Annotated in this window: 22 protein-coding genes; 11 read left to right on the top strand and 11 right to left on the bottom strand. The window is 64.0% G+C overall.

What is annotated here, in order from left to right; translation table 11 throughout:
- The coding region (locus GXK59_RS19580) for a type I restriction-modification system subunit M (protein WP_160669274.1) at positions 1-806 on the bottom strand (806 nt) is incomplete at its 3' end.
- Entirely contained in the window at positions 806-2,869 is a 2,064-nt protein-coding gene (locus GXK59_RS19585; RefSeq protein ID WP_160669275.1) for a hypothetical protein, read from the bottom strand. The genes GXK59_RS19585 and GXK59_RS19580, both read right to left, overlap by 1 nt.
- A gap of 243 nt (positions 2,870-3,112) precedes the next feature.
- Here GXK59_RS19585 and GXK59_RS19590 point away from each other — a divergent pair, with 243 nt between their 5' ends.
- Both GXK59_RS19590 and GXK59_RS19595 read left to right on the top strand, forming a co-directional pair.
- A complete protein-coding gene (locus tag GXK59_RS19590; protein ID WP_160669276.1) occupies positions 3,113-3,772 on the top strand; it encodes a hypothetical protein in 660 nt (219 codons plus the stop codon).
- A gap of 43 nt (positions 3,773-3,815) precedes the next feature.
- The gene (locus GXK59_RS19595) at positions 3,816-4,469 is read left to right on the top strand and encodes a DUF4352 domain-containing protein (protein ID WP_160669277.1); all 654 of its coding nucleotides are present in this window, start codon (positions 3,816-3,818) and stop codon (positions 4,467-4,469) included.
- 246 nt (positions 4,470-4,715) lie between these two features.
- On the opposite strand, the gene GXK59_RS19600 is transcribed toward GXK59_RS19595, so the two are convergent.
- From GXK59_RS19600 to GXK59_RS19615, 4 genes are all read right to left on the bottom strand, one after another.
- Positions 4,716-6,194 (bottom strand): ThiF family adenylyltransferase, encoded by a 1,479-nt coding sequence (locus tag GXK59_RS19600; RefSeq protein WP_160669278.1) that lies wholly within the window; start codon positions 6,192-6,194, stop codon positions 4,716-4,718.
- 1 nt (position 6,195) lies between these two features.
- Positions 6,196-6,576 (bottom strand): hypothetical protein, encoded by a 381-nt coding sequence (locus tag GXK59_RS19605; RefSeq protein WP_160669279.1) that lies wholly within the window; start codon positions 6,574-6,576, stop codon positions 6,196-6,198.
- Positions 6,573-7,010 (bottom strand): hypothetical protein, encoded by a 438-nt coding sequence (locus tag GXK59_RS19610; protein WP_160669280.1) that lies wholly within the window; start codon positions 7,008-7,010, stop codon positions 6,573-6,575. The genes GXK59_RS19605 and GXK59_RS19610 overlap by 4 nt, the downstream gene beginning before the upstream one ends.
- Before the next feature lie 96 nt (positions 7,011-7,106).
- Positions 7,107-7,340 carry a hypothetical protein gene (locus tag GXK59_RS19615; RefSeq protein ID WP_160669281.1) on the bottom strand — a complete coding sequence of 78 codons (234 nt, stop codon included), beginning with the start codon at positions 7,338-7,340 and terminating at the stop codon, positions 7,107-7,109.
- Between the two features lie 149 nt (positions 7,341-7,489).
- Here GXK59_RS19615 and GXK59_RS19620 point away from each other — a divergent pair, with 149 nt between their 5' ends.
- Together GXK59_RS19620 and GXK59_RS19625 are read left to right on the top strand one after the other, a co-directional pair.
- Complete coding sequence (locus GXK59_RS19620; RefSeq protein WP_160669282.1) at positions 7,490-8,599, top strand: ImmA/IrrE family metallo-endopeptidase; 1,110 nt, start codon at positions 7,490-7,492, stop codon at positions 8,597-8,599.
- 44 nt (positions 8,600-8,643) lie between these two features.
- Entirely contained in the window at positions 8,644-9,648 is a 1,005-nt protein-coding gene (locus GXK59_RS19625) for a ParA family protein (RefSeq protein WP_160669283.1), read from the top strand.
- A 57-nt stretch (positions 9,649-9,705) separates the two neighbouring features.
- On the opposite strand, the gene GXK59_RS19630 is transcribed toward GXK59_RS19625, so the two are convergent.
- Positions 9,706-9,897, bottom strand: coding sequence for a hypothetical protein (locus GXK59_RS19630; protein WP_160669284.1), 192 nt, complete (start codon positions 9,895-9,897; stop codon positions 9,706-9,708).
- A gap of 238 nt (positions 9,898-10,135) precedes the next feature.
- On the opposite strand from GXK59_RS19630, the gene GXK59_RS19635 reads away from it, so the two are divergent.
- A protein-coding gene (locus GXK59_RS19635; protein ID WP_160664497.1) for an IS3 family transposase occupies positions 10,136-11,298 on the top strand; the annotation gives its coding sequence in 2 pieces (ribosomal slippage) (positions 10,136-10,414 and positions 10,417-11,298; 1,161 coding nt in all).
- A gap of 32 nt (positions 11,299-11,330) precedes the next feature.
- Here the strand turns inward: GXK59_RS19635 and GXK59_RS19640 are convergent.
- From GXK59_RS19640 to GXK59_RS19650, 3 genes are read right to left on the bottom strand one after another with little or no spacing between them, the layout of a single operon-like run.
- Complete coding sequence (locus GXK59_RS19640; RefSeq protein WP_160669285.1) at positions 11,331-11,696, bottom strand: hypothetical protein; 366 nt, start codon at positions 11,694-11,696, stop codon at positions 11,331-11,333.
- Positions 11,697-11,701: 5 nt separating this feature from the next.
- The gene (locus GXK59_RS19645; RefSeq protein WP_237394032.1) at positions 11,702-12,010 is read right to left on the bottom strand and encodes a hypothetical protein; all 309 of its coding nucleotides are present in this window, start codon (positions 12,008-12,010) and stop codon (positions 11,702-11,704) included.
- Complete coding sequence (locus tag GXK59_RS19650) at positions 11,991-12,323, bottom strand: hypothetical protein (protein WP_160669286.1); 333 nt, start codon at positions 12,321-12,323, stop codon at positions 11,991-11,993. The genes GXK59_RS19645 and GXK59_RS19650 overlap by 20 nt, the downstream gene beginning before the upstream one ends.
- A gap of 997 nt (positions 12,324-13,320) precedes the next feature.
- Between GXK59_RS19650 and GXK59_RS19655 the strand changes: the two genes are divergently transcribed.
- The 3 genes from GXK59_RS19655 to GXK59_RS19665 all read left to right on the top strand — a co-directional run bounded on the left by GXK59_RS19655 (position 13,321) and on the right by GXK59_RS19665 (position 16,101).
- The gene (locus GXK59_RS19655) at positions 13,321-13,749 is read left to right on the top strand and encodes a hypothetical protein (RefSeq protein WP_160669287.1); all 429 of its coding nucleotides are present in this window, start codon (positions 13,321-13,323) and stop codon (positions 13,747-13,749) included.
- A gap of 78 nt (positions 13,750-13,827) precedes the next feature.
- A complete protein-coding gene (locus tag GXK59_RS19660; RefSeq protein ID WP_237394033.1) occupies positions 13,828-14,178 on the top strand; it encodes a DUF3846 domain-containing protein in 351 nt (116 codons plus the stop codon).
- A gap of 570 nt (positions 14,179-14,748) precedes the next feature.
- Positions 14,749-16,101, top strand: a complete 1,353-nt coding sequence (locus GXK59_RS19665) for a ParB/RepB/Spo0J family partition protein (RefSeq protein ID WP_160669288.1) — start codon at positions 14,749-14,751, stop codon at positions 16,099-16,101.
- 482 nt (positions 16,102-16,583) lie between these two features.
- Here GXK59_RS19665 and GXK59_RS19670 read toward each other — a convergent pair whose 3' ends face one another.
- On the bottom strand, positions 16,584-16,883 hold the full coding sequence (locus GXK59_RS19670) for a hypothetical protein (RefSeq protein WP_160669289.1): 300 nt from the start codon (positions 16,881-16,883) through the stop codon (positions 16,584-16,586).
- Positions 16,884-17,107: 224 nt separating this feature from the next.
- Between GXK59_RS19670 and mobC the strand changes: the two genes are divergently transcribed.
- Genes mobC through GXK59_RS19685 form a run of 3 tightly spaced genes read left to right on the top strand, consistent with a single transcriptional unit; the run spans position 17,108 to position 20,021 of the window.
- Positions 17,108-17,500, top strand: coding sequence for a plasmid mobilization relaxosome protein MobC (mobC, locus tag GXK59_RS19675; protein ID WP_160669290.1), 393 nt, complete (start codon positions 17,108-17,110; stop codon positions 17,498-17,500).
- Entirely contained in the window at positions 17,500-19,059 is a 1,560-nt protein-coding gene (locus tag GXK59_RS19680; protein WP_160669291.1) for a relaxase/mobilization nuclease domain-containing protein, read from the top strand. Before mobC ends, GXK59_RS19680 begins: the two co-directional genes overlap by 1 nt.
- A gap of 17 nt (positions 19,060-19,076) precedes the next feature.
- Complete coding sequence (locus GXK59_RS19685) at positions 19,077-20,021, top strand: hypothetical protein (RefSeq protein WP_160669292.1); 945 nt, start codon at positions 19,077-19,079, stop codon at positions 20,019-20,021.

Below are 20,021 nucleotides of genomic sequence, written 5' to 3' on the forward strand. Positions count from 1 at the left end.
TTCATCTTGGCCATCCGCCAGGTGCGCTCATTGAGCTCCTGGCCATAGACGGAGATATCCGAGCCCTCCATGTTGTGCGCCGCCAAGAACTTCTCGGCCTGGACGAACATGCCGCCCGAGCCGCAGCAGGGATCGTAGACACGGCCGCTGTGGGGTTCCAGGACCTCGACCAGGACACGGACCACGCCGGCGGGGGTGTAGAACTCGCCGCCGCGCTTGCCCTCGGCCCTGGCGAACTTCTCCAGGAAGTACTCGTACACCTCGCCGAGCAGGTCGCGGGCCTTGCTGGCCCCCTGACCGGTGAAGCGTGCGGAGTTGAACAGGTCCAGCAGCTCGCCGAGGCGGCGCTGGTCCACGTTGTCGCGGTTGTAGATGCGGGGGAGCGTGGCGGCCAGGGACTTGTTGTCGGCCATGATGAGTTCCATAGCTTCATCAATGAGCTGTCCGATCGACTTGGGCTCGGCTCCGTCCATCGCAGGCAGACCCTTGGCGTTCTCGGCCAGGTAGGTCCAGCGTGCCCGTTCCGATACCCAGAACACGCCGCGGCCGGTGTACTCGTCCACGTCGTCGATCAGCTGGCCGATCTGCTCCTCGTTGAGCCCATCGGCCTCCAGCTCGGCCTGGATCTGCCCGCGGCGCTCTTCGAAGGCGTCCGAGACGTACTTGAGGAATACCAGGCCCAGGATCACGTCCTTGTACTGGGAGGCATCCATAGAGCCGCGCAGCTTGTCCGCGGCCTTCCAGAGGGTGTCCTTGAGTTCCTTCATGGTGGACGGGGCGAGGTCCACCTTCAATTTCGGGGGCATTACTGGATTCCTTCGGTCTGTGGTTCGGCGAGCATACTGCTGTGGTCTGTCAGGGTGAGGCTTCCGCCCGCTAGGCCGTCCGTAATCAGGGTAGCGAGTTCTTCGAGTCGCTCGAGGCGTTCGCGGGCTTCTTGCTGCTGGTGTTGTAGCAGGGTGAGGGATTCCGCCAGATTCCGACGTTGGGCGTCCGGGATGCGGCGCAGGCGCCACTGGCGCCAGGACTTGTCCGCTGCGGGGAGCCTGTTGATGTCCGCGGCGACGACGTCGGGGAGCAGCCCTCCGGGGTCGCCGGCGTCGATCCGCAGCACCCGGGCGGGGAAGACGACGGCGGAGCCACCTTCGACGTCCACCAGTGCGGCGGGTCTTGGGCTGGTGCAAAAGACGACGTCGCCAGATTCGGTGAGCCGGCCGGAAGGATTACTGGCGGCGAAGTCCAAGAGGCTGATGTGCCTCCTCTGCGTGCCGTTCGGGTCGAGCAGTTCGGCCGGTCCCAGGACTCGTGTCCCGCCGCTTGGCGTCAGGTCCGAAGCCTCGAGCCGGTTCCCTTTGATGTATCTGAGGTTGCCGGCGGCGATGAGTTCCTGGACGGAGACGGGCCGAGCCTTCGTGTTCGGATCTCCTGGGAGCACCGCCACCGCAGCTGACTGTTCGGTTCTGCCGGCCTGCAGCATGCGCACGAGTTCCTCCACCCGAACGGCTGCACCCGCGCCGGAGAGACTCGGAGCCGAGCCGTGGGTTGGCGCTACCACCAAGGACTTCCTACTGGCCAGCAGGAGACGGGTCTGTACCAGCCGGGCGAAGCGGAAGGAGTGGGCGCGGATGGTGGCGCGGGCACCCATCGACGCGACAATATCGCTGATGAGGTCCTGACTGACGTCTTCTGCGAGGTCGCGGGTGCTGATATCAGCCACCATGGTCCACCGCTCGGCAATGGGCACCTCAGCGAACGACGGCCCCAACACCCACAGTGCCTGGGCTTCGCGGGGCTTGGAACGCAGCAGTCCCTGCGGCAGCCGCACGATGGCACGCACCCGGCCGGTACGCAGAAGCCCCGACCGGAGCCCAGTGGCGCCGGCGGCCAGCGGCACATCACAGAGAACCCGGGCCGGGGCGATGATGACCGCCCGCTGCTGATCGTCTATCTGCAGGACAAGATGCTCCACCGCCAAGAGGATCTGCGCCGCGTCCATTCCGGGTTCACCCGGGGACGGATACTGCGCCACATGCACTACAGGTCCGTGGACGGCGAACTCTCCACTCGGATCGACACGGATCTGCCCGCCGTCGACACCGTGGACGCGCAGGCGGCGACGCACCAGGCGGCCCGCGCCGCCGCCGTCGTCCGCCGTCAGAAAGGTGACGGGAGCACCTTCGCCGGCAGCGTTCGCAACGCCTATCAGAAGGTCGCTGCCGCCGCGTGTGGAGTCGGCAAACACGGAGTTCCCGCCGAGCGTCGCGGCCAGTTCGACGACCGCAGCGGCCACCAGCCCCACGGTAGATTCGGTGAGGGCGGTCTCCGAGTGCTCCCGCAGCCCCGCCCGGAACCTCGCGGCAAGCAGTTGCTCGAAGGCCGCGGCCGCGTTGTAGGCACTGTCCACCAGCCGGTCCGCGAACGCTGCCGTGGAGGCGAGCGACGCGCCCTTGGCCTCCAGCTCCGAATAGAGGAACCAGTCATCGGGGTCGCATTCGTCCGCCAGATCCAGCAATTCAGCTGTGCTCAATGTCCCCAGCGCTCGGCCGGTCATTGCCTTAAGCGTCAGCAGGGCGGTCAGGGCGTCCAGCGTGGTTCCCTGGGCGCTGCCGTCTGCGGTGCCGGGCACCCGGGCGAAAGCGGCGGCGTCGCCCACGGCTTCCGGGTTGTTCCCCCGTCCCGTGGCCGCCAACCAGCCGGCGACCTGATCGGCGTCGAACAGGTCGCGGCCGCCTTCCAGCGCTGCGGGCTCGGGAAACGGACGAACCGACCCGGCGCTGCGTTTGCGCCACATCGACACGACCGGGCGCTGGACCTGCGCCAGGGCAGCCACGTCCGAAAGGGTCATGCGCAGGGCATCTGCTTCATTCATTTTCCGCCTCCTTACGACGTCGACCCCCAGCCTAACCGGACGGGTGAATCCCTCCTTGGAAGTGCTGATAACCGGGGTTATCAGTGATCTTCGAATATTCCTATGCCGGGCCGCCGTAGTTTCGATTCTGCAGCTGCCAGGGAATTCTCCGAGCTGCGACGGCGGCGGCGGCGGGGAACCACGCATTGGGGGATCGGTATCCTGCCGCCGTTCGGCAGCCACCCGAGATCAGAGGAAGAGAGCATGTTGAACACCGAGACGAACGAGCCAGCGGAAACACACCTCAAAGACGTGCTGCACGAAGGGAAGTCTCCTTCTGGCCAGGCAAAGCCGGCACAGAAGCGACGGATCTTCGCTGCCGTCGCCGTCCTCGCCCTGCTGGCCGGTGCCACCGCCATCGGCACCACGCTGCCGGATCCGAAATCCAGCGACGCCTACGCGGCGCTGGCGGCGGAGAAGGCATCCGTGGAGTCCGAGCGGGACTCGGCCGAGTCCAGCTATGCCTCGATGAAGTCCAAGTACGACACACTGCAGAACGGCATCGCCGCCCGTGAAGCCAAGCTGACTACTCGGGAGGCCGAGGTGGGTAAAGCCGATGCTGCTGTGAAGACAGCGGACGCCGCCGTCAAGGTTCGCGAGGATGCTGTCACTGGCGCTGAGAAGGCCAAAGCGGCCAACACCGTAGCGGACGGTACCTGGACTGTCGGGGCCGATATCGAACCGGGCACCTACCGCGCTGTCGAGGCCGTGGGTTCTTCCTGCTATTGGGGCATCTACCGGAGCGGCAGCAACGGCGGCGACATCATCGAGAACGACATTCCCGGTGGAGGGCGCCCTGTCGTGGCCCTCTCGGTCGGCCAGGACTTCAATTCAACCCGCTGCGGCAAATGGGAAAAGCAGTAACTTCCGGCATTCCCATCATTCATTCACCCTAGGAAGGCACGACATGTCCCACGAGAATTCCGAACAGCCCTTTGCAGGCGCGAATGCTGCGCCCCAGTCCCGTCCGTTCTTCAAGAAGAAGCGGATCCTCATCCCGGCAGGCGTCCTGGTGCTCGGCATCGCCCTTGGCTCCTGCTCCGGTGGCACCACCAAGGCCAGTGATGTCAGCCCCGCCGCGGCGCCGGCCTCGACTGCCGCGGTAGCCTCCCCGGCCGTTACTGCTGCTCCGGCAGTTGCCGCTCCGGCGCCGGCACCGACAGTTCCTGCCGGCCCGTCGATTGGTGCACCGTTCAGCGTCAAGATGGGCAACGGCGACATCGCGAAGATCACGATCGTCTCTGCCGTGCGGACGGACGCTGTTTCCACGACGGCATTCGCCACCGCGGCGAAGAACGGCAGCTACTTGCTGCTGGACGTCCTCTGGGAAACAGAATCGGGTAGGACCAGCTCCAACCCGTTCTACTTCTCGGCCAAGGACGCTGATGGGCGCAAAGCCGATCTGAGCCTCTTCGCGGACAACCAGCTTGGCTCCGGCGACGTTCTGCCGGGTGACAAGACTCGCGGATTCATTGCTTTCGATATTGCACCGGGTGCTTCGACCGTGATGATCTCCACCCCGCTGATGCAGGAAGCCGCACGGATCCAGATCCCCGGGTAAACCAGACGGGACTGCTGAAGATTTGCTTCACGGAACGCCGCCATGGAGCGATTAAATCCTCCAGGCCAACTGTGCGAAAACCGCCAAACCGAGCTGTGAAAAACCGCCATTCTCGGCTAACGGTCACACCCGCAGTGGTCGCCGAGTCAACGAGACGCGTCGCACGCCTGGGGTTTCGAGCCCCTTGCCGGGCGCGAACGACTTCCGCGGGTCGACCCATGACGAGTCGACCCGCGGCTGTGTCCCCTACTTGAGCCGGGAGATCGCGCGCTGCAGGATATCCTCCGCCGCCGCGAGGGCGCGAAGGCGGAAGGGGCTCTTCTTCGTCGCACGTTCGTAAACGATGGCCCGCCAATCTTCTCGGTGCTCGGCGATCGGGGTGCGGGTATCGCCGGCGGTGGTCGCGTTCTCGTAAGCACAGTAGGGGCCAGAGGTCGCGACGGAGTGCTCGAGTGTGTGCGTGGAGAGGACGTGACGCAGCGGCGCCGGGACGCCGCGGCCGCCCGGGTGGGCGGTGAGGCTGACGAACTGTGCCAGAAGGGCGGCGCTGACGCTCGCGGAGAGCGCGGCGACGTTCTGCCGGGAGGGAGCTTCACGGTGTGCTCCCGCGATGTATTCCGGGTCGTCCAGTAACCCCTGTTTGTCGAGGGGGATGTCGCCGATCACGAGCTGGCCGAGGCAGGCCATACACGGGCGTCCGGGAACAAGCGTGTGCGCGCGCCAGATGCCGTTTCGCATGCGGCCGTCCGGGAAGGTGTCGAGCGCAATACCGCCATCGATTACCGGAATGAGGTCGGTGTAGGCGAGTGCATTCAACACCGCTCGCGGCCAAGGGCGGTCGACGCAAGAGAAGATGACGTCGTAGTCGAGCGCCGCGCTAACGCCCACGGGGTCGGTGATGCTGACCTCGTGGTTATGAATCTCGAATGATTCCGCGGTCGCGGCAGATTTCATCAGGCGCGAGGCTACTTTGACCTTGGATCGACCGAGTGCGGCGTCGAGGCGGGTCGCACCGATCATGCGGTCCAGGTTCACCGTCTCGACGGCGTCATAGTCCATCACGCCGACCGTCGCGAGGCCCGTCGCGGCGAGCCGCTGCGCGACGTCGAGGCCGACGCTGCCGCCACCGACGACGAGGACGCGCAGGCGCGCGATCGAGCTCTGAGTACGCTCGCCCCACGACGAGACCGTCCGCTGCTGTGAACGGGTGATGCTGGGGATTCGACGGATCTCGTTGTTCCAAGTGACAGCGAGCTTCGGAGATACCGATCGCACAGACTCCGCCCAGGTCGGTGCGCTCCGGTCGAACCAGAACCGGGCCGACCAGGAGGTATCGCGGCCGCCGAGCGTCATCCCGAGGAGTGGCATTTTCGTAATCCCGCGGGCGACGCGCTCGTACTCGGACTCCGTCTCCCAGTCCATGTCGCTGAGTAGCTGCCAGCCGCGAGAGCCCGGATGAGAGTGCAGCAATGCGAGTCCATGGCCGGCGGCGCGTGCCTCATTCGACGCGCGGAGCACGTACCCACTTGTGAACGAGGCGTTCCCATGCACGAGCCGCTCGCCCTCGCCGGGGAAAACCACCGACTTAATGAGCGCCGTCGTGCGTTCGACACCGGTGGAAAGGACGTACGTCGCGGCAAGCACGTCCTCCTGGCCGTCCTCGCGGATGAGGTGGTCACGCATGGCCGCTTCGACTTCACCAGTCATCGCTACGGAATACCGCATGTCACGCCGCCTTCGGGATTGCGATCGAAATGAAGCCCCGCACGTGCCGGAGCCACGCGAGAGCCGGCGGCATCGACATGTCGGTGTAGCTGAAATCGCGGGAATGCCGCTTCCATCCAGGCTGGCAGTCGATGTCATCCATATTCGTCTCAGGGAACGCGACCGAGTCAGGGAGGTGGATCCAGTGCGGAGGGACCATCGGCCAGCTCTGCACCTCGGACACGCTGACGCCGGTCGTCATAGTCTGCCCGTTGAGGGCGCCACCTACCGCGACGACATCGTAGAGAATGCGGGGTCCGTCGGCCCGAGCAGTGGCACCCAGGGCAGTCATGTCATTGATGAATTGTTGGGTCGGCCCGGTCAGGCCGATCTCATTGCTCACGCGACCCCTCCGACATGCTTGGCGGTGACGAACTCGTCCCCGTTCTCAATCCTCACGATCTGCTCGTCACGGAACGCCTCCGTGCCGCCTGCGGGCATGATGCGGGCGAGGTCGTAGCCGGCCGGGTCGACTCCGGCGAGGCGGAGCAGCGCGGCGGCGGTCTGGTCGTCGTCGTAGCTGCTTTGCGGCTCGCCGTCGATGGTGAAGCGAAGCCTCTGGCGGGAGACGAACCGATCACCGTCCTTCAGGTTGATGATCTGGCCGTCGCGGATCTTCTCCTCGACGCCGTTTTTCTTGACGAGGAAGAGGTCGGAGATCTTCGGGTCGCGTCCAGCGAGGCGCAGCAGCGCTGCGGCCTCCTGGTCGTCATCCCGGGTGGTGAATGCCTTGCCGTCGATAAAAATCTGCTGAGAGGTGGTTGTGTGGGGGGCCATCGGGCCCTCCTTCCTTGTAGCGTGTCGCTCCTACTTCCGGCTGGAAGCAGGTAGCATATACCTGTCGGGTAAATCCGACTTTACCATAAGTTACGTTTACCAAAGAGGTAAAGCTTGCAACTCGCGTGGATAACTCCTCAGCTTGAGGGCGCTTGCGTCTCGGGAGCGCACCTGCGCGCTGTCGCGGATGGTCAGGTAGCGGCGGCTGAAGACCTCCTGCACGTCGTCGCGCACGCCCCACAGCTCGAAAACCTCGTGACGTTTCAGAGCGTCCGCGTAGGCGTCAAGGCAGGGAATCTGACTCTCTCGATCGAGGAGGTTGAGATGCATGTACGTCCGCTCAGTTCCGATGGGGTTCCGCGAGCTGTCTTAAATCGGTCAGCATTGCCCGATCACGCTTCTTCGCAAGCGCTACTCGTCCAGGACTTCCACATTCGCGGCCGGTCGATCCTCCGGCCCGCGATCTGAATCGAGACTCCATGACCACTTACATCGCCACAGACACGCAGTTCGACTTCGCACCCCGGCCCGGTCGCCTGCTGCAACGCGAGCTCGACGCTCGCGCGATCAGCCAAGCGCAACTCGCCGCCCGTACCGGGCTCAGTACTAAGCACATCAACCTCGTCATCAAGGGAACGGCCCCGCTATCTCCCGATGTCGCCGTCACTCTGGAACAAATTCTCGGGACTTCCGCCGAGACCTGGCTCCACCTGGAGGCAGCACACCAGGCACACGAGGCTCGAATCGAGAGGCGCAACGCTCTCGCTGGATTCGTAGACTGGGCGAGTACCTTCCCCCGCCAGTTACTCATCGACCGCAAAGTAATAGACAGGGCAGATTCCGGCCCCGATCTCGCGGCAAAACTTCTTGCTTTCTTCTCGGTGGCGTCTCCTAACGCGTTCGCGAAAACCTGGCTTGAGCCGCAGGCGTCCTATAAGCGAAGTCAGATCCATTCCATCGATCCGAACCTGACGGCTCTCTGGCTGCGGTTATCGGAACTGCACGCGGGCGATCTCATCGCAGAGGCCCCGACGTACGATTCTGCAAAGTTGCAAGCAGCGGCCGCCCTACTTCCTAAGCTCACCGTCCACGACGACGTAGGGAGAGCATTCACAAAAGCGCAAGAACTTTTGCTCGGCGCCGGTGTCGTTCTGGTATTTGTCCCAGAAATTCCGAACACTCGAATTAGCGGTGTATCACGCTGGATAAACGGAACGCCAATGATCGCGGTGACGAGTCGATACAAGGCTCTCGACAGCTTGTGGTTCACGCTTCTGCACGAAATCGCGCACGTACTTCTTCACCCGAAAAGAAGCACGTTCATTGATGTTGATGGGTTCAAGGCTGACGACGACGCGGACGCACAAGAAACGGCCGCCAATGCCTTCGCGCAAGACCATCTCATTCCGCCGGCCTACAGGGCACAACTTGCAGCAACGACGACGGTAAAGGGAATCGTCTCCCTTGCTAATGTGCTCGGTGTTTCCCCCAGTCTGGTTGCGGGTCAGTGGGCGTTCCGGACCAAGACCTGGGGCGGGCCGATCGCAAAGCTGCGGAAGAAATTCGATCTCGCGGACTTGCTCGCGTAGGACTCAAACTATTGTTTCTCGGCCCGGTCTGGAAGCATGCGGGTATGAAAATAATCTCGTTCTTCAACCATAAGGGTGGAGTCGGCAAGACGACGATGCTCTTCAACACCGCTGTAGAGATGGGTATTCTCGGCAAGCGCATACTAATGGTCGACTTCGACGCACAGGCAAACCTCACGGCCATCTCACTGGAGGATGAAAAGCTCGAGGAGATTTTTGCGGTCGGGGCTGACGGTCTGACGGTTGCACATGCCTTTGCTCCACTAGTGAGCGGTGCAGGCGATGTTTTTGCCCCCGAGGCTCAAATGGTACGCGAGGGTCAAGTATGGCTAGCAGCTGGAGACCTGAAGCTTTCGGAGTTTGAATCGATTCTTCCGAGCGCCTGGACGGAAGCGCTTGCTGGCAACGAACGTGGCTTCCGAGTCACTAGCGCCCCATACAGGCTTATCAAAGAACTTGCTGAGACAGTCAACGCAGACTATGTCTTCGTTGATCTTGGACCCAACGTGGGCGCTCTGAACCGTGCGGTGATTCTGGCAAGTGACTACCTCATAATTCCCATGGCATCCGATCTTTTCTCAATCCGGGCTCTGCCGAGTGTTGGTGGGAGTCTGGATACTTGGGTTAAGCAGTGGAGGACCGCCAAGTCGGTGTCTCCTACTCTTAGCTTTAAGATCCCCACTGGTCTCCCCAAAATCCTTGGGTACGTTTCTCAGCAGTTCAACGTATACAGAGGAGAAGCAACCATGGCTTTTTCGAAGTGGATCGATCAGATGCCGAGCGAAATGAAAACTGGGCTGTTTGCGCCGCTCTCAGCACATGACGACGGGCGAGGCGAAACACTTGCAGACCCTGCGCAGAAACTAGGCGCGAGCATAGGGGACCTTAAAAACTTCCACAGTTTGGTTCCTCATGCCCAAACTCTGCGCAAAGCAATTTTTGAACTTCGCACCGATGAGATTGTTCGTGGGGCGCAGGTTACGAGGGCCCGGCAGAGTGAAGAGCAGTTCCGCGAACTTTGCGAGAATATTATTGTTCGCGCTCTCTAGATACCTGGTTTAGAGCAACACCGCTATGCAATCTGAACGTGGGAGTGGCTGCTGAAGTCACTCCCACCTTCCTCTTAAGCCCTTCATTTTCTCTGCCTCGGCGGTGTAGAGCAGACCTGCAGCGTCTGCCCCGGTGACCCGGGCCAGGTCGTCCAGAGACTTGAAGTGGCCCCGGGCGAGGGTGACGGCCACCAGTTCGAGGTACGCGGTGCCGTTGCGCTGTCCGAGGCCGTCCAGGTAACTCAGCATGCGCCCTCCATGGCGCCGGGTCCTTCGGATTCTTCGGCGGCGAGCCGCGTCAGCGTCAGGGCTGCCAGGTCCGGGTTTTCGTAGATGAGTCCCATGGGCCAACGCTACGCACCCCGCCGGTTCCGTCAAAGGCCTGCGCTAGCGCCAGCGGTAGGACTCCAGCGCAGGGGACTGCTGAAGGTTTGATTGACACTTTGCCTGTGAGGATTTGATCCTTGCGGGTGGAAGGATGTTCATCATGCCCAAAGCCTTTCCCGAAGAATTCCGCCGCGATGTCGTCGCGGTTGCCCGCAAGGGCGAAGCGCCCATCATCCAGATCGCCAAGGACTTCGGTGTCTCGCCCGCTGCCCTGCACCGCTGGATGAAGATCGCCGACAGAGAAGACGGCGTGAAGTCCGGGGCGGTGTCCGATGACGCCGCGAAGTTGCGGGAGGCCAACAAACGCATCCGGCTCCTGGAACAGGAAGCCGAAGTCATGCGCCGTGCCGTGGCCTACTTGTCCCGGGACATCAACCCAAAAAAATGATGTACCCGCTGGTCCGCGAGCTGGCTGCCAGGGACGCCCCGATCCGGGTTCCCGTGGCAGTGTCCTGCCGGGTACTGAATTTCTCCAGACAGGCCTACTACCAGTGGGCCGCCAATCCCGTCCCGGCCCGGGACTGGGAAGAAGCGCATCTGATCAACGCCGCCATCGATCACCACCGGGACGATCCTGCCTTCGGATACCGGTTCATCGCCGATGAGATCAACGCCGGTCCCGGCCCTGGGGCCAGTGAACGCCGGATCTGGCGGCTGTGCTCGGAGAACGGCATCCTCTCGGTGATCCACCGCCGGCGCCGGTCAGGGCTCAAGGCCGGCCCGCCGGTCCACGATGACCTCGTCGAACGGGACTTCAGCGCCACGGCACCGAACCGGAAATGGCTCACGGACATCACCGAGCACCACACCGGGGAGGGCAAGCTGTACCTGTGCGCGATCAAGGACCTTCACTCAAACCGGATCGTCGGGTACTCGATGGACGGGCGGATGAAAGCGTCCCTGGCCGTCGCCGCCCTGGACCACGCCGTGGCCCTCAGGAAACCGGCGGGCACGGTGGTCCACTCGGACAGAGGGTCCCAGTTCAGATCCAGAAAGTTCGTCCTGGCCCTGAACACCTACGGCCTGAACGGATCGATGGGCCGGGTAGGGGCATGCGGTGACAATGCAGCGATGGAATCGTTCTTCTCCCTGCTGCAAAAGAACGTCCTGAACCGGAAACGATGGGAGACCCGGGCCGAGCTCCGGCTGGCCATCACGACCTGGATCGAGCGCAGCTACCACCGCAAACGCCGTCAACGTGCCCTCGGACGGCTGACACCAATCGAGTTTGAGACAATAAAAAACGCGGCCTCAGCCGCGTAAGAAATTATCAACCCCAGCTGTCAACTAAACCTTCAGCAGTCCCCAGGCAGCAGGGGAGCGGGGCTGTTTTTCAGATGGTCGACGGGGCGGGTCCCGGCAAGTTCCTTGGTCGGGGTGACCATCCAGAGGGTGAAGTAGTTGTGAGGGATGTCCAGCACCATCGCCCGCCGAAAAAGCTCAACGACTGTCGGATGGAGCTGCCCGCCGGGGAGGAACTGGAATCCCGGACAGAATGTCCCGTCGTCTATGAAGATGCGGACGAGCTGGCGCATGACGGGTTCCGGGTCCTCCATGAGTTCGGAGAGCCGGCGGTGCACCTGCACGAGGGTCGGGAGCGTGAACTCGGTCCGGATCCCGGCCCAGGTCTGGTCAGTGATCGGTTGGGGGTTCAATAGCACAGCACCTAGTCGCTGATGCTTTCCAGAAGCCACTGGGTGGAGAGTGGATTCCGGCGCAGCGTGAACGTCCGCAGCGCTGAGTTGGATCCCAGACGGACCTGCAACTGCCAAAACTCGATACTCACCAGGTCCCCGCTGCCGACGGCCGCACTACGACGGGTGTCCCACCAGGCGTCCCGGGCGAACCAGTGCACCGGGTCCGCGGCCACGGCCCAGATCCGGCCCTTATGCCGGACGGCCAGGGGAGTGCCGGCCGGGGTGAACCGGACGTCGACGTCAGCGTCCAGGGTTGTATCATTCGCTACTGCTGTCACGGTTTGTCCGCTCTCCCAAGTTTCTCGTCATCATTTCTTCCCGGCGGGTAACCGCCGAACTCCACACCCAGGTCCGGTAGGTCAACGGCCCGTCCTTCCAGGTCACTTCCACGGCTTTGGACGTCCAGGCGTACACCTCGCCGTCCACCAGCTCGGCGCAGTTCGGAAACCTGATCCACGCCTTCACCGGGATCCCGGGGAAGCCGTTTTTGGACGGGAAGTGCTCGAAATCAAGCTCTTCGACCGTCAGCCCAATCGGGGACGCCCGCCGCGCATACTGCGCCTGTAGCCTCCCCGCCTGATCCGGTCCCATACCACCACTTTAGAATATATGTTCGAATCGACACGCCAAGAAAAAGCGCAATCATGCCGAAGTGCATCTGATGCATGATTACGCAGATCTCATTATGGACGGCGGCTACGACAGCCGGCGACCCGGGCGCCGGCGCGGGCCGTCGAGGGGACGGGTTGAACGCCAGTGGGGACAGCCTGAGCTGTGCGGAGGGCTCCACCTGCCCCCAATGGGCACAACCCGTCCGCCCGCTACTTCGGCGTCTGGTCTTCCGTTGGGGGGAACTCCCGCAGCGTCGCCGCCATGGCCCGGACCGCTGCGGCGTTCTCGGTCCAAGGCCGGCCATTGCGCGTGCAGGCACTGAGATTCGTTACTTCTGTCGCCTCCGCCGCAGCGGTGAGCTCTGCCCATGCGGCTTCGAGTTCTACGAGCTGTTCGGCTGTCAGTGGCTCCGGGCTGCCCGCCGCGGGCGTCGCTGCAGCCGGTTCGGCTGTTGTCGGGCGTTTCCCGAAAAGGCTTCGTAACCCCATGTGCTGCCCCTTTCTGGAATGCACCGCCAGGAGATTTCACCCGGGGGGATGAGTGGGCTGCGACTGGCGGGACCGTTCAACCCTAGCAAGGCCCTGATTTCCGCTGCGCTCCAACCAGGTGTGGGGCGTCCGCTGGCGCGGCCGGCTGTTGGGGCCAGTGCCTCCGTCGCAGGGCTCCGGATGCCCTGGCCCTGTCTTACGTCTGCGACGTTTTTGTGTTGCTGTCCTGCGGATTCTAGGCGTCCGCTCCAGCCCGTCTAGCCCCTCCTTCGTCGGGGCCTGCGGTGCAGGAAATGTCCCTCCGGCGCTCCTACGTCGCTGATTTCCTCCAGGAATTTCCCGCCCCTTGCCTGCGGTAGACAGGCCTCCGTCGGCCGCCGAGCAAGCGAGCTTGCCAGCAACAAAAAAACAACGGGGGGAGAGGGGAGCTGGCCGGTCACCTAGGTCGCCCCACCCACCCAACTTCTCGGACAAGAAGGAACAACACCATGAACGCAATCGCAACTGCGACCGTGACCACTAAGGACACCGGGGAAGCCATCGACGGCGTAACCGTGCTGGGCGATTACCACATGAACGGCGGCTACGACTGGATGGAACTCATCGAAGCCGAAGGCTGGGCCGTCATCCCCAGCTGGGGCTGTGACGGCTGGGATCTGGGCCAGTGGCCCCATGTCATGGTCGCGGCCACGCGGACAGCTGACAGCATCGGCAACCTGTTCGGAGTCGCCACGTACTGCGAGGGAGACGTGAGCTGCACGTTCTACCGGACCAAGGCCCGGCAGTTCGAAGCGATCACCGAACAGGCCTTCTTCCAATGGAAGACCGGACAGGCCCACGGCCCGGACGACCTCCCCGAAGCCGCCGCGGAACTTCCCTCCCGCTACCGGATGCCCTACACGGTCAACGCCGCCTAAGAAGGGCCAGAACCGGTGCCCCGCCGACAGCGGCGGGGCACCGCACCCCCGCCGCACCACCTGAGAGGACAAACCCTGATGAGCACCTGCCCCGCCCTGATCATCCCCGCCGACGGACGCGAACCCGCACGGGTCGAAACCATCGACGCATCACTGGAGAACCTGCAAACTCTCGTGGCCGGGAACATCGAAGCCGTGAGCAGCTACGACTGGCACTTCTACGTCAACGAGGAAGGCAAGATTCTGAACCTCGCCCCTAACCGCCGCGCCGCTCAACTGGTCCTGGAAGAAACCGGCGTCCTGACCGATGTCTACTGCGGGAACACCGTGTTCCTGGGCGAGACGGACGGCGGCGGCGAGGCCGACGTCCCCGAGGAACTGATCGACCTGGCACAGCAACTCTTCGGACTGCACCAGCCGGTGAGCTGACACCCAGGACGGTGGCCGGTCCTTCATGGCCGGTCACCGCTGGCGGTCCGCCGCCGTGGCCGGCTCCCGCTTCTGGTTACCGGCGGCGGACCGCCAACCGCAGGCCCAGGAGCGGGAGGCAGGGCGGCGCGGCAAGCCGCCCGCAGCACACCAGGTTCAGATTCCCGGGTGCTGCTCAATGGTTCGCAGGGCTCACCCCTATTTGGGGCGTCCGCGGGCGCGGCCGGCTGTTGGGTCCAGGGCCTCCGTCGCAGGGCTCCGGATGCCCTGGCCCTGTCTTACGTCTTCGACGTTTTTGTGTTGCTGTCCTCCGGATTCTAGGCGTCCGCTCCACCCCGTCCAGCCCCTCCTCCGTCGGGGCCTGCGGTGCAGGAAATGTCCCTCCGGCGCTCCTGCGTCGCTGATTTCCTCCGGGAATTTCCCGCCCCTTGCCTGCGGTAGACAGGCCTCCGTCGGCCGCCGAGCAAGCGAGCTTGCCAGCAACAAAAAAACAACGGGGGGAGAGGGGAGCTGGCCGGTCACCTAGGTCGCCCCACCCACCCAACTTCTCGGACAAGAAGGAACAACACCATGAACACCACACCCACCCTCGAAATGCTCGACCCGGCCACCCTGACCGTGGACATCAACGTCCGCAAAGACGCCGCCCTGACCCCCGATTTCATCGCCAGCATCAAAGAGCACGGCGTGATGGAACCCGTCATCGCCCACCGCAAGGACGACGACACCGTGCACGTCCTGATGGGACAGCGCCGCACCCGCGCCGCCGTCGAAGCCGGACGCACCAGCATCCCGGTGATGATCGTCGAATCCCCCGAGGAAGCCGAACGGATCGTGACGCAGGTCGTGGAGAACATCCAGCGGGCCGAACTGACCGAAGCCGACGAAGCCGACGCCTACCACCAGCTGTCCCTGATCGGCGTTTCAGCCGCCACGATCGCGAAAAAGACTGGGCGGACGAAGACGACCGTGGAGAGTGCCCTGAAGGCCAAATCCACCGACACCGGATCCGCCGCCCTGGGCAAGGGGTACACGATTGAAGCGGCCCTGATTCTGGCTGAGTTTGCCACTGATGGTGACGCGGTGGAGGAGCTGGAATCGGTCATCGCCGATGAGCCGGACATGCTCGCGCACGTCACCCAGCAGTTGCGGGACCGCCGCGACCGCGCGGCCGCACTCGCGGCGCTGACCGCCGAGCTGGAAGCCGCCGGGACCACCGTGGTGGAACGCGCCGGATACGACGGGGACAGTGAGAACGTCCGGGTGTCCTCGCTGAACCGGGCAGACGGGGAACCGGCCACCGAGGAGGACGCCAACGCCGTGCACATCGTGTCCTCCTACAACGGCCATCTCTCCACCGTCCCGGTCGTGGCCGGATGGAAAGAGCTGGGCTTCACGCTCCGGTACAGCGGGTACGGCGCATCAGCGGCGAACAAGGGTCCGATGACTGAGGAGCAGAAGGCCGAACGGAAAACCCTGATCGAAAACAACAAGCTGATGCAATCGGCAACTGTGGTCCGGCGCGACTTTGTGAAGGCGCTGCTGGCGAAGAAACAGCCGCCCAAAGGCTGGCAGCACTTCACCGTTCACGCCATCACCCACCATCCCGAAACGGCCAGCGGATACGAGGGATCCGTAGCCGCCGAGATGGCAGGAGCCAAGACGGGGGAGACCTCGGATAGGTGGGGATGGAACCCGCTGAGGGACCATGTGGCCACGTCCCCGGCCCGGCCCGAAGTATCCCTCATTGCACTGGTTTGCGCAGGGTATGAAAAGACCATCGCCAAGGACTCGTGGCGGTCCCCGAGCATCCGTCACATCGACTACCTGAACCGGCTAATTGCCTGGGGGTATACGGCCAGCCCGGTCGAGCAGATCATCCTCGACAGCGCCGCCCCCGCACAGGAACACCCAGCCGCATAAGAGCTGCCTTGCCGGGCGGACCCCCACCGCCCGGCAAGGCCCCCGGCCACTCACCACATGAAGGCCGGGAACCTTCCAGAGGTCGGGCGGTCCGCCGCAAAGTGCGAACCACAGTAGCCACTCACCGGCGGCGGACCGCCGTATTACGCGACGTCCCGCAAACACGTCCAGGTGCCGCGGCCCCGGTCATACGATGACGTATCAGCCGTTCAACGCCGTCACAAATTCCAGCTATGCTGGATCACAGATTTCCTTTGTCCGAGGAGCAGAAAAGGACCGGCCATCAGGCCGGTCCTTTTCTGTTTAACCGCACCCGCCCGGACGGAGACTGTGCACGGCCACCGCTCGCCCAGGGTGCCATACCCATGGAATGGTGACGTGGTGGTTGTGTGCAGCCGGTCAGCTGGGTCCCGTCGTCCAGATGTGTGCGGGAAAAGCCCGAAGGAGATAGCTTTTGCCGTGTCCATGTGGGCGAGGGGTTACTACTCGGAGACGCCAGCGACGGGACTTGACTCCTGCGGGCTCTTCCGGCCCCGGGGACGCCCGCCGGCCTTCCTGGTCGGAGCGTCCAGGCCGAAGCCCCGCAAGTCGGATTCAGTCCACTCTGCGCGCAAGGCAGCCTGGTAGTCCTTGGCGTACTTCTGCTCCGCTGCAGCGAGCAGCTGGGCGGCCTCCTGGACCTCGACGCCGCTGGCAGCGGCCTGCTTCACGGCGTTGACCTTGGTGTCCCTGGCGGCGTCGATCTTGGCAGCGGCTTTTGCCGCGATGTCGTTGATATCCATACCCAAACCCTACCGGCCACGACTGACACCCAGAAGCCGGTTTTCCGGGACCACGTGCGAGAGGCGAAAAAACCTCCAAAAAAGACCGTGCGGAGCAAGCTAGACGGTTATGTGCCATAAGCCGCGTGTTGATCCACGGCCTGCGGCCCTGGATGGGGCACACTCGTCAGTGTGGCCCGGAGATTCCGGGGCGCTGCGCTGGGCATTGGGGGGAGGGGATCGGGATGACTGAAGAGCGGAAGTCAGCGCGCAGGTTCTCACGCCGCCGCCGCGCGAACATTGACGGTGACACCCAGTACGTGCGGGTGTCGATGTCGGAGTTCGAACGCGCGCAGCTCAAGGTCCTGGAGGAACGGACCGGCCGCAGCCCGTCGGAGATTCTGGTCAGTGCTGCCCTGTACGCGGAAAACTCCGAGTCGCTGGCTGAACGGCGGGCGATGGCCGTGGAATTCATTGCAGCCCGCCGCTACCTTGCTGCCCTGTCGAACAACGTCAACCAGCTCGCCCGGCACGCGAACGCCACGGACGAATTCCCGGAAGCAGCACGTACCGTTTTGACCCGGGTGCGTGCGGTCGCTGACCGGATCAATACGATGCTGGATTCGATGATGCGCTGATGATTCCCAACATCACCAAGGGCACCCGCATGCACGGGCTCATCGCGTACCTTGCCGGGCCCGGCCGGGCGAACGAACATACCGACCCGCACCTTGTCGCTGGCTCACTGTCGATCATGGCCTGGCATAACGACGACGAACTGAACGCCGACGCCGCCCAGGGCATTGCCAAGGAATTGGACCGGGCCAGAAGCGTCCTGGGTGTCGAGATTCCCGGCGGGCATGTCTGGCACTGCTCCCTGTCGCTGCGCGCCGAGGAAGGCGACCTTACCGACCAGAAGTGGGCGGACATTGCGCAGGACTTCATGGACGAGATGGGGTTTACCGAAACCAGCGGACGGGCACCGGCCCAGTGGGTGGCGATCCGTCATGGCCACAGCAAAGCCGGAAACGACCACATCCACATCGCTGCGTCCATGGTCCGCGAGGACGGCACGAAGTGGAGCAGCTGGCGGGACTTCCCCCGGGCACAACAAGCCGCCCGGGAGCTTGAGAAAAAGTACGGCCTGGAAGAACTTTCGCCCACGCATTCCACCCGCGGCCTCCGGCCAGGAGAACGCGAAGCCTCCGAGCGGCGGGGAGCCCCGGAACCGGAACGCCGGTCCCTGGAACGCAAGGTCCGTGCCTGCGCGACGTCGGCCCAGGATGAGGCCGAATTCATTCGACGCCTGCGCCGTACCGGCGCCCTGGTCAGGCCGCGGTACGCGTCCGGACGTGACGACGTCGTGGTCGGCTACAGCGTGGCAGAACGTCCCCCCAAAGGTGGCCGACCCGTTTGGTTCGGAGGCGGTCACCTCGCCAAAGACCTCGCCCTGCCCAAGCTCCGTGCCGAGTGGCCCGACAGCCCACAAGGTGCCGCCGAGGCGGTCGCAGAATGGCAGGCAGCTGCACGCGGACGCCGCCCGGTCACGATCGGCCGCGAAGCCCACGAACCTGACCCGCAAATGTGGGAGCACTACAGCGACGAAGTTGCCCGGCTCCGCGAAACGCTCCGCACCGTGCCGCTGGACGATCACGCGACCTGGGCGCACGTTGCACGCGAGACATCCGGCGCCTTCGCAGCCTGGTCCACGGCAACAGAGGCAACGCCAGGACCACTCGCAGCAGCAGCCGACGAGCTGTCCAAGACAGCACAACTGCGGCGCTACCCGGTCCGCCCCATCCGCAGCGCAGGACCATCCGCCCGCGGCGCCTCGCTCATGCTCATGGCGGCTTCGATGGGCGGCACCGGAACCGCCGCGCAGGCAATCATGCTGCGCCAGCTGCTCAACGTCGCCAAGGCCGTCCACGACATGCACAAGGCATCCAATGACCTGCGCAAAGCACGCCAGATCAGCCACATGGTCAAGTACCACCTAAGCCAGGTCGCAGCCGCACTACCCAGCCTCCCAGCGACCGCGCCCACACCGGACAGCGAAGCTGCCGCCGCGGTACGCGCTAGTACAGCCGGCCAGATTGGCGGCCGGTCCGCGGGCTCCGTGCTGCCGCCCAAATACGTGCAGGCACGCACCCACGCGAGCACCCGAAGCGGGAGTACCCGCCCAGACATTGAGAGATAACACCAAGGAGGGGAACCATGAGCGAATCTGACGGCATTGATGAGGCTCTTGAGGGAATGTCGCGCGTTGCGCTGACCGTCGCCGGCCGGCTCGGTGAGCAACTGGCCAGGGCACGCGAGCAAGAGCTGCGCCGCGCCCAAGCGGCCGAAGAACAACAGGCCCGCGAACTGCAGGCCCGGTTCGATGCGGAGCGGTCGGCTGCTCGTGCACAGCTCGCCCCGGTCATGGACAACCGGTGGTGGGACACAGCCACCGGCCGCGACGTGGAAAGGGCACATGAGACGGCCACCGCGTGGAAGGACCACGACCCGGCGGCGCGCGACGCGGCCGAGGTGATCCGCGACCAGGTGCAGCGCCGCTACAGCTTGGACGTGGACAACCTCGGTGCCAATGAAGTGACGGTGGCGGAGGCCCTGGCTAAAGCCGAGCGGGACCGCGAGCAGGCGGAACAGGAACGCCGTGCCGGCCGTGTTGAAAGCGCACAGGCTGTGCAGTTGCTAGCCGAGGCCGACAGGGAAGACAGGAAACGCGCGGAGGCCGTTGATCGGCCCTCAAGGGAGGACTTGGACGAAGCGCTGGCCTGGCTCCGGGAGACCAAACCCATCGAGGCACACAACTGGGAACAGCGGCATAATTCTGCGGACAGCGTGGCCGAGGAGAAGGACATGGAGAGGCGGCTGATCACAGACTGGACAGCTGCTCGCGCCAATCACCGCCCCGAGCAGTTGCGTGACCAAGCAGGAGCCAAATACGACTCAGCCGAGCGCCGACACGAACTGGCGGCCAGCCTCGAAGGGGTTGCTGACCGCGAGGCTGTACAAGCACGCCTCAATGCCGACCAGGATCAGGGCACTCCGCCCAGCGCCTCAGTCGTCAAAGCCCCACATTCCACAGCAAAAGCCAGCAAGAAGCGCGGACTGATCGGCCAAATGAAGCTCATACAAAAGGGCCTTGGTCGTTAG

It is taken from the genome of Pseudarthrobacter sp. ATCC 49987 (assembly GCF_009928425.1).
Taxonomy (GTDB): Bacteria; Actinomycetota; Actinomycetes; order Actinomycetales; family Micrococcaceae; genus Arthrobacter.

Coding starts and splice junctions, on each gene's coding strand:
- GXK59_RS19585 (WP_160669275.1), bottom strand. CDS start 2,869: ATGAATGAAGCAGATGCCCTGCGCATGACCCTTTCGGACGTGGCTGCC.
- GXK59_RS19590 (WP_160669276.1), top strand. CDS start 3,113: ATGTTGAACACCGAGACGAACGAGCCAGCGGAAACACACCTCAAAGAC.
- GXK59_RS19595 (WP_160669277.1), top strand. CDS start 3,816: ATGTCCCACGAGAATTCCGAACAGCCCTTTGCAGGCGCGAATGCTGCG.
- GXK59_RS19600 (WP_160669278.1), bottom strand. CDS start 6,194: ATGCGGTATTCCGTAGCGATGACTGGTGAAGTCGAAGCGGCCATGCGT.
- GXK59_RS19610 (WP_160669280.1), bottom strand. CDS start 7,010: ATGGCCCCCCACACAACCACCTCTCAGCAGATTTTTATCGACGGCAAG.
- GXK59_RS19615 (WP_160669281.1), bottom strand. CDS start 7,340: ATGCATCTCAACCTCCTCGATCGAGAGAGTCAGATTCCCTGCCTTGAC.
- GXK59_RS19620 (WP_160669282.1), top strand. CDS start 7,490: ATGACCACTTACATCGCCACAGACACGCAGTTCGACTTCGCACCCCGG.
- GXK59_RS19625 (WP_160669283.1), top strand. CDS start 8,644: ATGAAAATAATCTCGTTCTTCAACCATAAGGGTGGAGTCGGCAAGACG.
- GXK59_RS19630 (WP_160669284.1), bottom strand. CDS start 9,897: ATGCTGAGTTACCTGGACGGCCTCGGACAGCGCAACGGCACCGCGTAC.
- GXK59_RS19650 (WP_160669286.1), bottom strand. CDS start 12,323: ATGGGACCGGATCAGGCGGGGAGGCTACAGGCGCAGTATGCGCGGCGG.
- GXK59_RS19655 (WP_160669287.1), top strand. CDS start 13,321: ATGAACGCAATCGCAACTGCGACCGTGACCACTAAGGACACCGGGGAA.
- GXK59_RS19660 (WP_237394033.1), top strand. CDS start 13,828: ATGAGCACCTGCCCCGCCCTGATCATCCCCGCCGACGGACGCGAACCC.
- GXK59_RS19665 (WP_160669288.1), top strand. CDS start 14,749: ATGAACACCACACCCACCCTCGAAATGCTCGACCCGGCCACCCTGACC.
- GXK59_RS19670 (WP_160669289.1), bottom strand. CDS start 16,883: ATGGATATCAACGACATCGCGGCAAAAGCCGCTGCCAAGATCGACGCC.
- mobC (WP_160669290.1), top strand. CDS start 17,108: ATGACTGAAGAGCGGAAGTCAGCGCGCAGGTTCTCACGCCGCCGCCGC.
- GXK59_RS19680 (WP_160669291.1), top strand. CDS start 17,500: ATGATTCCCAACATCACCAAGGGCACCCGCATGCACGGGCTCATCGCG.
- GXK59_RS19685 (WP_160669292.1), top strand. CDS start 19,077: ATGAGCGAATCTGACGGCATTGATGAGGCTCTTGAGGGAATGTCGCGC.